Raw genomic sequence first — 16,563 nt, 5'->3', positions numbered from 1 at the left:
ACTCGTTCCCACGCTCTGCTTGGGAATGCATACCTCCCCTGAAAAGCGGACTCTGCAGCGCGAGATGGGTATGGGTTCCCACGCTGGAGCATGGGAACCAGAGTTTTGCTACACCCTCTTAATCGAGGGGAGATAATAGCTCAGGGGAAATCAGATATGCATTCTGAGTTTAGTCACTCCGGCATATCCGGCTCGTACTCGCTACCGGCCAATCTGGCAAGACCGGAGGGTGAAGAATCTGCTGTCATGGCCTGCAGGTCTGTCACTTTACCTGACACAGAAATAAAGAAAACCGCTTCATTGCAAGGTTTGCCCGAGGAAATAACCGTCAAAATTATTCGCTTGTTGGAACTTCGGGATATTGCCCGACTGCAACAGGTGTCGAGTCACTTGTACAGGGTTATTAAAAACGATCATGCTCTGGCAAAGGCATGGTATCAACGGTTTTCTTCACCACATCAATATCAACTAAAGAAAATCCTTCCTGCACAGGATAAAGAACAACTTCGTAATTGGCTGCGGCCGTTTACGAAGGACGAAGCCTTAGTAAAATCACTCATAAAATATCGAAAGACAGTTTGTTTTCCTGCTTTGTTCCATTTCACCAGAACTGGATTGATGTCTCGATGTAAAACATTCCATTTGGATACAAAAGCTACCATTGCACATAATATTGGGGTCTCATCAGCCGTCTTTAGCACCGATGGCCGCCATCTGGTGACGGCCAGTTACGACGACACGGCGAAAATATATGACCAGGAGGACGATGGTAAATGGGTAGAAAGAATCACCATTTTTCATAATCATTTTGTCGGTTCTGCCACTTTTAGTGCAGATGACCGCCACGTGTTGACCGTCTGCGGTTGGGATAACAAGGTGAAAATCCATGGTAAGAAAGCCGATGGGTCCTGGGAAGAAAAAACCACCATTTCCCATGAAGACTTCGTCGTGTCAGCTACCTTCAGCCCGGATGGCTGCTATGTAGTGACCGCCAGCAACGATAACACGGCAAAAATCTATGGTCTGGGCGTTGATGGGTCATGGGAGCAAAAACTCACCATTTCCCATAATCACCAGATCAACTCAGCCACCTTCAGCGCTGATAGCTTTCATGTAGTAACCGCCAGCTACGATATGACGTCAAAAATCCTTAGCCGACAGACTGATGGGTCATGGCAAGAAAAAGCCATCATTTCCCATGATAGCTGGATCGAATCAGCCACTTTTAGCGCCGATGACCGTCATTTGGCGACCATGAGTCGCGCTTTCGAGGTGAAAATCCACAGCCAGGAGAACGATGGATTATGGCAAGAAAAACTCACTATTTCCCACGCTCGCTGGGTCAGCTCAGTCATATTCAGTCCTGATGCCAGCCGTCTGTTGACCGCCAGTTGGGATAAGACGGCGAAAATCTTTGGTCTGAAGGCCGATGGGTCATGGAGAGAAGAAACCACCATTTCCCACAGTCTCGGTGTCCATTCAGCCGCCTTTAGTCCCGATGGCAGCTACACAGTAACCGTCAGTGCAGATAAAACGGCGAAAATCTGTGGTCCAAAGGATGATGGATCATGGGAAGAAAAAGTCACCATTTCCCATCCTAACTCAATCATCTCAGCCACCTTCAGTGCCGATGGACGCAGTGTGGTGACCGCCAGCAAAGATGGAACGGCAAAAATCTATGGCCTGAAGCCCGATGGATCATGGCAGGAAGAAGTCACCCTCTCCCATGATTCCCGGATCAATACAGCCTCCTTTAGTCCCGATGGTCGCCATGTGTTGACTGCCACTCGCGATGGTTCGGTAAAAATCTATGGTCAGGAGATGGATGGATCATGGGTCGAAAAAGCCATCATTTTCCATGACGGTTCGATTGACTCAGCCAGCTTTAGCTCTGATGGCCATCATGTGGTGACCACCTGTACCGATGGCCGGGTGCAAATTTATAGGCTAGGGGCGTCTGATTCAGGAGAAACCAGACATGCATCCTAATGCTGACAACTTTGGCGTAGTCGATTCAACCTCGCTACCACCTGTGAGCACTTCATTGGGGGAAGAACCGTCGGGTGTCAATGCGGGCAGGTCCGTCACTGTGCCTGAAAAAGAAATAGAGAAAACCGCTTTATTGCACGATTTGCCCGAGGAATTAACCCTCAAAATTTTTCGCTTTTTGGAACTTCGGGATATCATCAGTTTGCAACAGGTATCTACACACTTAAACAGGTTTATTAAAAACGAACATGTTCTGGAAAAGACATGGTATCGCCGGTTTTCTTTACCTCATCAATATCAATTGAAGAAAAGCCTTCCCGTAAAGGATAAAGAACAGCTCCGAAATTGGCTGAGACCGTTTACGAAGGATCAAACGTTAGTCGAATCACTCATAGAACACCGAGAGGCCGTTTATTTTCCTGCCCTTTTCCATTTCGCCAAAGCCCGACTGATGTCTCAATGCGAAAAGTATAATGTCGATACAGAGGACGTTATTGCTCATGAAGACAGGGTGAACTCAGCCACCTTCAGCGCCGATGGTAGCCACCTGGTGACGGCCAGTGACGATGCAACGGCGATAATCTATGGTCAGAGGGCCAATGGATCATGGGTAAAAAAAGGCATCATTTGCCATCAAAACATTGTCAAATCTGCCATCTTCAGCGCCGATGGCTGCCATCTGGTGACTGTCAGTTGGGATTGTAGGGCAAAAATCTATAGTCAAATCGATGGGACATGGGAAGAGAAGCTCACCATTTCCCATGATGATTTCTTCTCAGTCACCTTCAGTGCCGGTGGCCGCCATTTGGTGACCACCAGTGAGGATAACACGGCGAAACTCTGTGTTTTGGGAGACGATGGTACATGGGAAGAAAAACTCACCATTTCCCATGATGATTGGGTCAGCTTTGCTGCCTTCAGCGCCGATAGTCGTCATTTGCTGACCGCCAGTTTTGATAACACAGCAAGAATCTATAGTCAGGAAGCTGATGGGTCATGGGTAAAAAAAATCATCATTTTCCATGACCAACGGATCAACACAGTTACCTTCAGTGCCGATAGTCACCGTGTGGTGACAGCCTCTAACGATGGCACAGTGAAAATCTATGGTCAAAAGGACGATGGCTCATGGGAAGAAGAAACCATCATTTCCCATGATCACCATGTCAACTCAGCTACCTTTAGTGCCGATGACCGCCATGTGGTTACGGCCAGTGAAGATAACACGGCGAAAATCTGTGGTCTGAAGGACGATGGATCATGGGGAGAAGAAACAGTCATTTCCCATAATCGCTATGTCAACTCAGCCGCCTTCAGCCCCAACAGCTGCCATGTGTTGACGACCAGTCACGATAACACGGCGAAAATCTTTAGTAAGAAAGACGACGAATCATGGGAAGAAAAACGCACTATTTCCCATGATAACTATGTCAGCTCTGCCACCTTCAGCCCCGATAGTCGCCATTTGGTGACGGCCAGTAACGATGGCATGGCGAGAATCTATGGTCTGAAGACTGACGGATCCTGGGTCGAAAAGGCCATCATTTCTCATTTGAGTGCCGTCAAATCAGCCACCTTTAGCGCCGATGGCCGCCTTGTGGTGACCACCAGTACAGATGGAAAGGCAAAAATTTATGGTCAGGATATTAATGGATTATGGGTAGAAAAAGCCGTTGTTGCCCATAGAGGTTTGGCCCAATCAACTGTCCTCAGTGCCAATGGCCACCATTTGGTCTCACCCTTTCCACATAACTATTTGAGAATTTATAAGCTATCTATGAATACTTGATTATTGGCTGTGATAACAAAAGGAACGCCATTGCGCATGTGCTGAAAGGCAGAAATTTCTTTAGTGGCACTTAGCAACCTACTTATGAACTTTTATTTCAAAGCCGACTCTAAGTACCTAACCAGTTGGTTTCGCATATTCTGGACGGCGGCTTTTTCCATCCTTCTGCGTTCCAACTCTGGTTGCGTAGCTATGGCTACGCGCCCGTCGTTGCGCCTTGAAGGATGAAAAAATCCACTCGCCAGAATATGCGAAACCAACTGGCCAGGTACTTAACTGACTTCATCAATTTTGAATGTCTTTGCTTATCGGAGAGGTGAAGACTTAAGAGAAACCAGATATGTATTCTGACGTTAATCATTCCGACATAGTCGGTTCACCTTCGCTACCACCTCTGAGCAGTTCATTGGAGGAAGAACCGTCGGGTGTCAATGCGGGCAGGTCCGTCACTGTGCCTGAAAAAGAAATAGAGAAAACCGCTTTATTGCACGATTTGCCCGAGGAATTAACCCTCAAAATTTTTCGCTTTTTGGAACTTCGGGATATCATCAGTTTGCAACAGGTATCTACACACTTAAACAGGTTTATTAAAAACGAATATGTTCTGGAAAAGACGTGGTATCGCCGGTTTTCTTCACCACATCAATATCAATTGAAAAAAAGCCTTCCTGTAAAGGATAAAGAACAGCTCCGAAATTGGCTGCGACCGTTTACGAAGGATCAGGGATTAGTCGAATCACTCATAAAACACCGAAAGGCCGTTTATTTTCCTGCCCTGTTTCATTTTGCAAAAGCCCGACTGATGTCTCAATACGAAAAGTATAATGTCGATACAGAGGCCGTTATTGCTCATGAAGACAGGTTGAACTCAGCCAACTTCAGCCCCGATGGCAGCCACCTGGTGACGGCCAGTGACGATGCAACGGCGATAATCTATGGCCAGAGGACTGATGGAACATGGGCAAAAAAAGGCGTCATTTCTCATCAAGGTGGTGTCAGATCTGCCATCTTCAGTGCTGATGGCCGCCATGTGGTGACCGCCAGTTGGGATCACACAGCAAAAATTTATGGTCAAGTCGATGGGGCGTGGGAAGAGATGCTCATTATTTCCCATGATAACGATGTTACTTCAATTATCTTCAGTGCTGATGGCTGCCATTTGGTGACCGCCAGTAAGGATAAAACGGCGAAAATCATTGTCCTGGAAGACGATGGGTCATGGGAAGAAAAACTCACCATTTGCCATAGTGGTTGGGTCCACTTAGCCAGCTTCAGCGACGATAGTCGTCATTTGGTGACTGTCAGTTACGATAACACGGCAAAAATCTTCTGCCTGCGGGACGATGGATCATGGGAAGAAAAAGTCACCATCTCTCATAATTATTTGATCAGATCAGCCGCCTTTAGCGCGGATAGTAGCTGTGTGGTGACGGCCTCTATCGATGAAACAGTGAAAATCTATGGTCAAAAGATCGATGGCTCTTGGGAAGAAGAATCCATAATTTCCCATGACCACTGGGTCAACTCAGCTACCTTCAGTGCTGATAGCCGCCATTTGGTTACGGCCAGTAACGATAAAACGGGAAAAATCTGTGTTCACAGGGACGATGGATCCTGGGGAGAAGTAGCTGCCATTTCCCATAAGGGCAATGTTGACTCAGCCGCCTTCAGCCCCGATGGCCGTCATGTGGTGACAACAAGTAGCGATAAAACGGCGAAAATCTTAAGTAAGAAGGACGACGGATTATGGGAAGAAAAACGCACCATTTCCCATGGTTACGGTATCAGGTCAGCCACCTTCAGCCCCGATGACTGTCATGTGGTGACTGCCGGTAACGATGGCAAGGCGAAAATCTATGGTCTGAAGACTGACGGATGCTGGGTCGAAAAGGCCATCATTTCCCATGAAGCTTCACTCAAAACAGCCACCTTTAGTGTCGATGGCTGCCTTGTGATTACCACCAGTATGGATGGAACGGCAAAAATTTATGGTCAGTGGGCTAATGGGTCATGGATAGAAAAAGCCGTTGTTACCCATAGAGGTATGGCCAAAACTGTCCTCAGTGCCGATGGCTACCATTTGGTTTCACCTTTTCTCTTTGACAATTTGAGAATTTATAAACTATCGATGAAGAACTGATTGTTTGCTGTGATCAATAAACGAACGCCATTGCGTATGTGCTGAAAGGCAGAAATTTCTTTTAGTGGTATCTAACAACACTCTGTGAACTTTTATTTCAAAGCCGACTCTAAGTACCTAACCAGTTGGTTTCGCCTATTCTGGACGGCGGCTTTTTCCATCCTTCTGCGTTCCAACTCTGGTTGCGTAGCTATGGCTACGAGCCCGTCGTTGCGCCTTGAAGGATGAAAAAATCCACTCGCCAGAATATGCGAAACCAACTGGCCAGGTACTTAACTGACTTCATCAATTTTGAATGTCTTTGCTTATCGGAGAGGTGAAGACTTAAGAGAAACCAGATATGTATTCTGACGTTAATCATTCCGACATAGTCGGTTCACCTTCGCTACCACCTGTGAGCATTTCATTGGAGGAAGAACCATCGGGTGTCAATGCGGGCAGGTTCGTCACTGTGCCTGAAAAAGAAATAGAGAAAACCGCTTTATTGCACGATTTGCCCGAGGAATTAACCCTCAAAATTTTTCGCTTTTTGGAACTTCGGGATATCATCAGTTTGCAACAGGTATCAACACACTTAAACAGGTTTATTAAAAACGAATATGTTCTGGAAAAGACGTGGTATCGCCGGTTTTCTTTACCACATCAATATCAATTGAAAAAAAGCCTTCCTGTAAAGGATAAAGAACAGCTCCGAAATTGGCTGAGACCGTTTACGAAGGATCAAGCGTTAATCGAATCACTCATAAAACACCGAAAGGCCGTTTATTTTCCTGCCCTTTTCCATTTCGTCAAAGCCCGACTGATGTCGCAATGCGAAAAGTATAATGTCGATACAGAGGCCGTTATTACTCATAAAGACATCGTGAACTCAGCCACCTTCAGCGCCGATGGTAGCCATCTGGTGACGGCCAGTGACGATGCAACGGCGATAATCTATGGTCAGAGGGCCAATGGCTCATGGGTAAAAAAAGGCATCATTTGCCATCAAAACATTGTCAAATCTGCCATCTTCAGCGCCGATGGCTGCCATCTGGTGACTGTCAGTTGGGATTGTACGGCAAAAATCTATAGTCAAATCGATGGGACATGGGAAGAGAAGCTCACCATTTCCCATGATGACGCTATCACCTCAGTCAACTTCAGTGCCCTTGGCCGCCATTTGGTGACCGCCAGTAAGGATAATACGACGAAAATCTGTTTTCAGGGAGACGATGGGTCATGGGAAGAAAAACTCACCATTTTCCAGGACGATTGGGTCCGCTGTGCCGCCTTCAGCGCCAATGGTAGTCATTTGTTGACCGCTGATCACAATAACACGGCGAGAATCCACGATCAGGAAGTCGATGGATCATGGGCAAAAAAAATCACTATTTTTCATGACCTACGGATCAACTCAGTCACTTTCAGTGCCGATAGTCACCGTGTGGTGACAGCTTCCACAGATGGCACAGTGAAAGTCTATGGTCAAAAGGACGATGGCTCATGGGAAGAAGAAATCATCATTTCCCATGATGAGAAGGTCAACTCAGCTACCTTTAGTACCGATAGCCGCCATTTGGTAACGGCCAGTGAAGACAGCACAGCGAAAATCTGTGGTCTGAAGGACGATGGATCATGGGGAGAAGAAGCTTTCATTTCCCATAGGAGCTATGTCAATTCAGCCGCCTTAAGCCCCAATGGCAATCATGTGGTGACGACAAGTCACGATAACATAGCGAAAATCTGTAGTAAGAAGGGCGACGGATCATGGGAAGAAAAACGCACTATTTCCCATGATAACTATGTCAGCTCTGCCACCTTCAGCCCCGATAGCCGCCATTTGGTGACGGCCAGTAACGATGGCATGGCGAGAATCTATGGTCTGAAGACTGATGGATCCTGGGTCAAAAAGGCCATCATTTCCCATCTGAGTGTTGTCACATCAGCCACCTTTAGCGCCGATGGCCGCCTTGTGGTGACTACCAGTACAGACAGAACGGTAAAAATTTATGGTCAGGATAGTAGTGGATTATGGGTAGAAAAAGCCGTTGTTGACCATAAAGGTTCGCCCAAATCAACTGCCCTCAGTGCCAATGGCCACCATTTGGTTTCGCCCTTTCGCCATAACAAATTGAGAATTTATAAGCTATCTATGAATACTTGATTATTGGCTGTGATCAATAAAAGGGACGCCATTGCGCGTGTGCTGAAAAGCAAAAATTTTTTGGTGACACTTACAACCTGTTATGAACTTTTATTTCAAAGCCGACTCTAATTGACTTCATCAATTTTGAAATTCTTTGTTAATCGGGGGGGGATAGTCAATCAGGAGAAACCAGATATGTATTCTGAGGTTAATCATTCCGACATAGCCGGTTCACCTTTGCTACCAGATGTAAGCACTTCATTGGCGAAAGAACTAACGGGTGTCAGTGCGGGTGGCAGGTCCGTTGCTGTGCCTGAAAAAGAAATGGAGAAAACCGCTTTATTGCACGATTTGCCCGAGGAATTAACCCTCAAAATTTTTCGCTTTTTGGAACTTCGGGATATTGTCAGTTTGCAGCGGGTATCTAAACACTTAAACAGGTTTATTAAAAGCGAACATGTTCTGGAAAAGACATGGTATCGCCGGTTTTCTTTATCACATCAATATCAATTGAAAAAAAGCCTTCCTGTAAAGGATAAAGAACAGCTCCGAAATTGGCTGCGACCGTTTACGAAGGATCAAGCGTTAATTGAATCACTCATAAAACACCGAAAGGCCGTTTATTTTCCTGCCCTGTTTCATTTCGCAAAAGCCCGACTGATGTCTCAATACGAAAAATATAATGTCGATACAGAGGCCGTTATTGCTCATGAAGGCAGGGTGAACTCAGCCACCTTCAGCCCCGATGGTAGCCACCTGGTGACGGCCAGTGAGGATGCAACGGCGATAATCTATGGCCAGGGGACTGATGGAACATGGGCAAAAAAAGGCGTCATTTCTCATCAGGGTGGTGTCAGATCTGCCATCTTCAGTGCCGATGGCCGCCATGTGGTGACCGCCAGTTGGGATCACACAGCAAAAATTTATGGTCAAGTCGACGGGACGTGGGAAGAGATGCTCACCATTTCCCATGATAACGATGTTACTTCAATTATCTTCAGTGTTGATGGCTGCCATTTGGTGACCGCCAGTAAGGATAAAACGGCGAAAATCTTTGCGCTGGAAGACGATGGGTCATGGGAAGAAAAACTCACCATTTGCCATGGTGCTTGGGTCCACCTGGCCACCTTCAGCGACGATAGTCGTTATTTGGTGACTGCCAGTTACGACAACACAGCAAAAATCTTCTGCCTGCGGGACGATGGATCATGGGAAGAAAAAGTCACCATCTCCCATAATTGTTTGATCAGATCAGCCGCCTTTAGCGCTGATAGTAGCTGTGTGGTGACGGCCTCTAACGATCACACAGCGAAAATCTTTGGTCAAAAGATCGATGGCTCTTGGGAAGAAGAATCCATCATTTCCCATGATCAATGGGTCAACTCAGCTACCTTTAGTGCTGATAGCCGCCATTTGGTAACGGCCAGTGAGGATAACACGGCGAAAATCTTTGGTCTGAAGGACGATGGATCCTGGGGAGAAGAAACTGTCATTTCCCATAAGGGCAATGTTGGCTCAGCCACCTTCAGCTCCGATGGCCGTCATGTGGTGACAGCAAGTAGCGATGAAACGGCGAAAATCTTTAGTATGAAGGACGACGGATTATGGGAAGAAAAACGCACCATTTCCCATGAATACGGTATCAGGTCAGCCACCTTCAGCCCCGATAACCGTCATGTGGTGACCGCCTGTAGCGATGGCATGGCGAAAATCTATGGTCTGAAGACTGACGGATCCTGGGTCAAAAAGGCCGTTATTTCCCATGTAGGTTCACTCAAAACAGCTACTTTCAGTGCTGATGGCGGCCTTGTTTTGACCACCAGTCTGGATGGAACGGCAAAAATTTATGGTCATTGGGCTAATGGTTCATGGGTAGAAAAAGCCGTTGTTACCTATTTAGGTTCTGTCAAATCAACTGCCCTCAGTACCAATGGCCACCATTTGGCTTCGCCCTTTCACCTTGGCGAATTGAGAATTTATAAGCTATCGATGAATCATTGATTGTTTGCTGTGATCAATAAAAGGGACACCATTGCGCATGTGCTGAAAGGCAGAAATTTCTTTGGTGGTAATTAACAACCTATTATGAACTTTTATTTCAAAGCCGACTCTAATCGTTTTCATCAATTTTGAATGTCTTTACTAACCGGGAAGTGTGAAAACTTAAGAGAAAACAGATATGTATTCTGACGTTAATCATTCCGACATGGCCGGTACACCTTCGCTATCACCTGTAAGCACTTCACCAGGGAAAGAACCACCGGGTGTCAATGCGGGCAGGTCCGTCACTGTGCCTGAAAAAGAAACAGAGAAAACAGCTTTATTACACGATTTGCCCGAGGAATTAACCCTCAAAATTTTTCGCTTTTTAAAGCTTCGGGATATTGTCAGTTTGCAACAGGTATCTACACACTTAAACAGGTTTATTAAAAACGAACATGTTCTGGAAAAGACATGGTATCGCCGGTTTTCTTTATCACACCAATATCAATTGAAAAAAAGCCTTCCTTTAGAGAATAAAGAACTGCTCCGAAATTGGCTGCGACCGTTTACGAGAGATCAAGCGTTAGTCGAATCACTTATAACACACCGAGAGGCTGTTTACTTTCCTGCCCTTTTCCATTTCACCAAAGCCCGACTGATGTCTCAATGCGAAAAGTATAATGTCGATACAGAGGCCGTCATTGCTCATAAAGACAGGGTGAATTCAGCCACCTTCAGCGCCGATGGTAGCCAACTGGTGACGGCCAGTAACGATGCAACGGCGAAAATCTATGGTCAGAGGGCCAATGGATCATGGGCAAAAAAAGGCGTCATTTATCATCAAGACGGTGTCGGATTTGCCATCTTCAGTGCCGATGGCCGCCATGTGATAACCGTCAGCTGGGATTGTGCGGCAAAAATCCATAGTCAAATCGATGGGACATGGACAGAGAAACTTGGCATTTTCCATGATGGCAGTTTCTCCTCAGTCACCTTCAGTGCCGATGGCCGTCATTTGGTGACCGTCAGTGAGGATAACACGGCGAAAATCTGTGTTCAGGGAGACGATTGGGCATGGGAAGAAAGACTCACCATTTCCCATGATACCCGGGTCCACTTTGTCACCTTCAGCGCCGATAGTCGTCATTTGGTGATCGCCAGTCACGATAACACAGCAGGAATCTATGGTCAGGAAGCTGATGGATCGTGGGTAAAAAAAATCACCATTTCCCATGACCGACTGATCCAATCAGCCACCTTCAGCGTCGATAGTCACCGTTTGGTGACAGCCTCTGACGATGGCAAAGCGAAAATCCATGGTCAAAAGGACGATGGCTTATGGGAAGAAGAAACCATCATTTCCCATGATTGCCTTGTCAACTCAGCTAACTTCAGTGCCGATGAACGCCATTTGGTTATGGCCTGTGTGGATAACACGGCGAAAATCTTTGGTCTGAAGGACGATGGATCATGGGGAGAGGAAGCCATCATTTCCCATAATAGCTATGTCAACTCAGCCGCTTTCAGCCCCAATGGCAGCCATGTGGTGACGACAAGTTTCGATAAAACGGCGAAAATCTTTAGTAAGAAGGATGACGAATCATGGGAAGAAAAACGCACTATTTCCCATGATCACTATGTCCGCTCAGCCACCTTCAGCCCCGATAGCCGCCATTTGGTGACCGCCAGTCACGATGGCATGGCGAGAATCTATGGTCTGAAGACTGACGGATCCTGGGTTGAAAAGGCCATTATTTTTCATCTGGATGTTGTCATTTCAGCCACCTTTGGCGCCGATGGCCGCCATGTGGTGACCACCAGTACAGATGAAACGGCAAAAATTTATGGCCAGATGACCGATGGATTATGGGTAGAAAAAGCCGTTGTTGCCCATAGAGGTTTGGCCAAATCAACTGCCCTCAGTGCCAATGGCCATCATATGGTTTCGCCCTTTCGCCATAATAAATTGAGAATTTATAAGCTATCGATGAATCATTGATTGTTTGCTGTGATCTATAAAAGGGATGCCATTGCGCATGTGCTGAAAGGCAGAAATTTCTTTTAGTGGCATCTAACAACATACTGTGAATTTTTATTTCAAAGCCGACTCTAACTGACTTCATCAATTTTGAATGTCTTTGCTCATCGGAGAGGTGAAGACTTAAGAGAAAACAGATATGTATTCTGACGTTAATCATTCCGACATAGCCGGTTCACCTTCGCTACCACCTGTGAGCATTTCATTGGAGGAAGAACCATCGGGTGTCAGTGCGGGCATATCCGTCGCTGTGCCTGAAAAAGAAATAGAGAAAACCGCTTTATTGCACGATTTGCCCGAGGAATTAACCCTCAAAATTTTTCGCTTTTTGAAGCTTCGGGATATTGTCAGTTTGCAACAGGTGTCTACACACTTAAACAGGTTTATTAAAAACGAACATGTTCTGGAAAAGACATGGTATCGCCGGTTTTCTTTACCTCACCAATATCAATTGAAGAAAAGCCTTCCTGTAGAGGATAAAGAACAGCTCCGAAATTGGCTGCTACCGTTTACGAAGGATCAAGCGTTAGTCGAATCACTCATAAAACAGCGAAAGGCCGTTTATTTTCCTGCTCTCTTTCATTTCGCCAAAGCCCGACTTATGTCTCAATGCGAAAAGTATAATGTCGATGCAGAAGCCGTTATTGTTCATCAAGACAATGTGAACACAGCGACCTTCAGCGCTGATGGTAGCCACCTGGTGACGGCCAGTGACGATGCAACAGCGATAATCTACGGCCAGAGGGCCAATGGTTCATGGGAAGAAGAAACCATCATTTCCCATAACCGCGATATCGTATCAGCCCTCTTTAGTGCCGATGGCCGCCATGTGGTGACCGAAAGTGTCGTTGGAACGGCAAAAATCCATGGTCAGGTCGAGGGATCATGGGCAGAGAAACTGAGCATTTTCCATGATGGCAGTTTCTCCTCAGTCACCTTCAGTGCCGATAACCGCCATCTGGTGACCGCCAGTTCGGATAACACGGCGAAAATCTGTGCTCAGGGAGACGATGGGTCATGGGAAGAAAAACTCACCATTTTCCATGATGGCTGGGTCGAATTTGCCATCTTCAGTGCCGATAGTCGTCATTTGTTGACCGCCAGCTACGATCACACAGCAAGAATCTATGGTCAGGAAGTTGATGGATCATGGGTAAAAAAAATCACCATTTCCCATGACCGACTGATCCAATCAGTCACCTTCAGCGCTGATGGTCGCCGTGTGGTGACGACCTCTACCGATGGCACAGCGAAAATCTATGGTCAAAAGAACGATGGCTCATGGGAAGAAGAAATCATCATTTCCCATGATGACAGGGTCAACTCAGCTACCTTTGGTGCTGATAGTCGCCATTTGGTAACGGCCAGTGAGGATAACACGGCGAAAATCTATGGTCTGAAGGACGATGGATCATGGGGAGAAGAAGCCAGCATTTCCCATAATCGCAATGTCGATTCAGCCGTATTCAGCCCCAATGGCAGCCATGTGGTGACAACAAGTTATGATGACACGGCGAAAATCTATGGTAAGAAGGACGACGGATCATGGGAAGAAAAGCGCACCATTTACCACGGTCACGGTGTCATCTCAGCCACCTTCAGCCCCGATGACCGTCACCTGGTGACCGCCGGTTTTGATGGCAAAGCGAAAATCTATGGTCTGAAGGCTGACGGATCCTGGGTAGAGAATGCCATCATTTCCCATGAGGCTTCACTCAAAACAGCCATCTTCAGTGCCGATGGTCGCCTGGTGGTGACCACCAGTAAAGATGGGACGGCAAAAATTTATGGCCAGATGACCAATGGATTATGGGTAGAAAAAGCCGTTGTTACCCATGAAGGTACGGCTGAATCAACTGCCCTCAGCGCCAATGGCCACCATCTGGTTTCGCCCTTTCGCCATAATAAATTGAGAATTTATAAGCTATCGATGAATCATTGATTGTTTGCTGTGATCTATAAAAGGGATGCCATTGCGCATGTGCTGAAAGGCAGAAATTTCTTTTAGTGGCATCTAACAACATACTGTGAACTTTTATTTCAAAGCCGACTCTAAGTACCTAACGAGTTGGTTTCGCATATTCTGGACGGCGGCTTTTTCCATCCTTCTGCGTTCCAATTCTGGTTGCGTAGCTATCGCTACGCGCCCGTCGTTGCGCCTTGAAGGATGAAAAAATCCACTCGCCAGAATATGCGAAACCAACTGGCCAGGTACTTATACCAATCGTGCTTTCTAACTCCCGTGATGAGCATGGAGATTTGAGCACTAAGACAAGGCGACGATCGGCAACGCAGGATTAAGGCTCAAATCTTCAGCGCAATAGGGAGTTAGAAAGTTCGATTGGTATTAACTGACTTCATCAATTTTGAATGTCTTTGCTCATCGGAGAGGTGAAGACTTAAGAGAAAACAGATATGTATTCTGACGTTAATCATTCCGACATAGCCGGTTCACCTTCGCTACCACCTGTGAGCATTTCATCGGAGGAAGAACCATCGGGTGTCAGTGCGGGCAGATCCGTCGCTGTGACTGAAAAAGAAATAGAGAAAACCCCTTTATTACACGATTTGCCCGAGGAATTAACCCTAAAAATTTTTCGCTTTTTGGAGCTTCGCGATATCATCAGTTTGCAACAGGTCTCTGCACACTTAAACAGGTTTATTAAAAACGAATATGTTCTGGAAAAGACATGGTATCGCCGGTTTTCTTTACCTCACCAATATCAATTGAAGAAAAGCCTTCCTGTAGAGGATAAAGAACAGCTCCAAAATTGGCTGCGACCGTTTACGAAGGATCAAGCGTTAGTCGAATCACTCATAAAACACCGAAAGGCCGTTTATTTTCCTGCTCTCTTTCATTTCGCCAAAGCCCGACTTATGTCTCAATGTGAAAAGTATAATGTCGATGCAGAAGCCGTTATTGTTCATCAAGACAAGGTGAACTCAGCCACCTTCAGCGCTGATGGTAGCCACCTGGTGACGGCCAGTGACGATGCAACGGCGATAATCTACGGCCAGAAGGCCAATGGATCATGGGAAGAAGAAACCATCATTTCCCATAACCGCGATATCGTATCAGCCCTCTTTAGTGCCGATGGCCGCCATGTGGTGACTGAAAGTGTCGTTGGAACGGCAAAAATCTATGGTCAGGTCGATGGATCATGGGCAGAGAAACTGAGCATTTTCCATGATGGCAGTTTCTTCTCAGTCACCTTCAGTGTTGATAGCCGCTATCTGGTGACCGCCAGTACGGATAACACGGCGAAAATCTGTGCTCAGGGAGACGATGGGTCATGGGAAGAAAAACTCACCATTTTCCATGATGGCTGGGTCGAATTTGCCGTCTTCAGTGCCGATAGTCGTCATTTGGTGACCGCCAGCTACGATCACACAGCAAGAATCTATGGTCAGGAAGTTGATGGATCATGGGTAAAAAAAATCACCATTTCCCATGACCGACTGATCCAATCAGTCACCTTCAGCGCTGATGGCCGCCGTGTGGCGTCGACCTCTTCCGATGGCACAGCGAAAATCTATGGTCAAAAGAACGATGGCTCATGGGAAGAAGAAACCATTATTTCCCATGATTACCATGTCAACTCAGCTAACTTCAGTGCCGATAGCCGCCATTTGGTTACGGCCAGTATCGATAAAACGGCGAAAATCTGTAGTCTGAAGGACGATGGATCATGGGGAGAAGAAGCCATCATTTCCCATAATCGCAATGTCGATTCAGCCGTATTCAGCCCCAATGGCAGCCATGTGGTGACGACAAGTTATGATGACACGGCGAAAATCTATGGTAAGAAGGACGACGGATCATGGGAAGAAAAACGCACCATTTACCACGGTCACCGTGTCATCTCAGCCACCTTCAGCCCCGATGACCGTCACCTGGTGACCGCCGGTTTTGATGGCAAAGCGAAAATCTATGGTCTGAAGGCTGACGGATCCTGGGTAGAGAATGCCATCATTTCCCATGAGGCTTCACTCAAAACAGCCATCTTCAGCGCCGATGGTCGCCTGGTGGTGACCACCAGTAAAGATGGAACGGCAAAAATTTATGGCCAGATGACCAATGGATTATGGGTAGAAAAAGCCGTTGTTACCCATGAAGGTACGGCTGAATCAACTGCCCTCAGCGCCAATGGCCACCATCTGGTTTCGCCTTTTCCCGATAATATTTTGACGATTTATAAGCTATCGATGAAGGATTGATTGTTTGCTGTGATCAATAAAGGGACGCCATTGCGGGTGTGCTGAAAAGCAGAAATTTCTTTAGTGGCACTTTACAACCTATTATGAACTCTTATTTCAAAGCTGACTCTAAGTACTCAACCATACGAAATCATATTTTCTGACTCATTGTTCAGGCACTCGCGGCAACTGCTCCTGCGTTGCTCTAGCTCCTGCATCCATGCAGTCGTGCTGCGTTGCAACTCTGGTCACATAGCTTGCTATGTTCCCGTCGTTGCGCCTTGCAGAGCACCTGCCCAATA

General features: G+C 46.5%; 8 protein-coding genes. All 8 read left to right on the top strand.

Annotation, left to right across the window (positions count from 1 at the left end; all coding sequences use genetic code 11):
• Positions 1–156: 156 nt before the first annotated feature.
• Entirely contained in the window at positions 157–1,989 is a 1,833-nt protein-coding gene (locus tag ACO6VG_RS22805) for an F-box/WD repeat-containing protein (RefSeq protein ID WP_422134395.1), read from the top strand.
• Positions 1,979–3,778 carry an F-box/WD repeat-containing protein gene (locus ACO6VG_RS22800; protein ID WP_422475794.1) on the top strand — a complete coding sequence of 600 codons (1,800 nt, stop codon included), beginning with the start codon at positions 1,979–1,981 and terminating at the stop codon, positions 3,776–3,778. The genes ACO6VG_RS22805 and ACO6VG_RS22800 overlap by 11 nt, the downstream gene beginning before the upstream one ends.
• Before the next feature lie 340 nt (positions 3,779–4,118).
• Positions 4,119–5,918 carry an F-box/WD repeat-containing protein gene (locus ACO6VG_RS22795; protein WP_422475792.1) on the top strand — a complete coding sequence of 600 codons (1,800 nt, stop codon included), beginning with the start codon at positions 4,119–4,121 and terminating at the stop codon, positions 5,916–5,918.
• Positions 5,919–6,258: 340 nt separating this feature from the next.
• Complete coding sequence (locus ACO6VG_RS22790) at positions 6,259–8,061, top strand: F-box/WD repeat-containing protein (protein WP_422138412.1); 1,803 nt, start codon at positions 6,259–6,261, stop codon at positions 8,059–8,061.
• 177 nt (positions 8,062–8,238) lie between these two features.
• A complete protein-coding gene (locus tag ACO6VG_RS22785; RefSeq protein ID WP_422475790.1) occupies positions 8,239–10,044 on the top strand; it encodes an F-box/WD repeat-containing protein in 1,806 nt (601 codons plus the stop codon).
• A gap of 178 nt (positions 10,045–10,222) precedes the next feature.
• The gene (locus ACO6VG_RS22780; RefSeq protein WP_422475788.1) at positions 10,223–12,025 is read left to right on the top strand and encodes an F-box/WD repeat-containing protein; all 1,803 of its coding nucleotides are present in this window, start codon (positions 10,223–10,225) and stop codon (positions 12,023–12,025) included.
• A 178-nt stretch (positions 12,026–12,203) separates the two neighbouring features.
• Entirely contained in the window at positions 12,204–14,006 is a 1,803-nt protein-coding gene (locus ACO6VG_RS22775) for an F-box/WD repeat-containing protein (protein ID WP_422475786.1), read from the top strand.
• A gap of 473 nt (positions 14,007–14,479) precedes the next feature.
• Positions 14,480–16,282: an F-box/WD repeat-containing protein gene (locus ACO6VG_RS22770; protein WP_422475784.1), complete on the top strand. Its 1,803-nt coding sequence runs from the start codon at positions 14,480–14,482 to the stop codon at positions 16,280–16,282.
• Positions 16,283–16,563 lie beyond the last annotated feature (281 nt).

Origin of the sequence: Endozoicomonas sp. ALB032 (assembly GCF_049310125.1) — a bacterium.
Taxonomy (GTDB): Bacteria; Pseudomonadota; Gammaproteobacteria; order Pseudomonadales; family Endozoicomonadaceae; genus Endozoicomonas_A.
The sequence above is the reverse complement of the archived record's forward strand: the minus strand, read 5'-3'. Positions and strand labels throughout refer to the sequence as shown.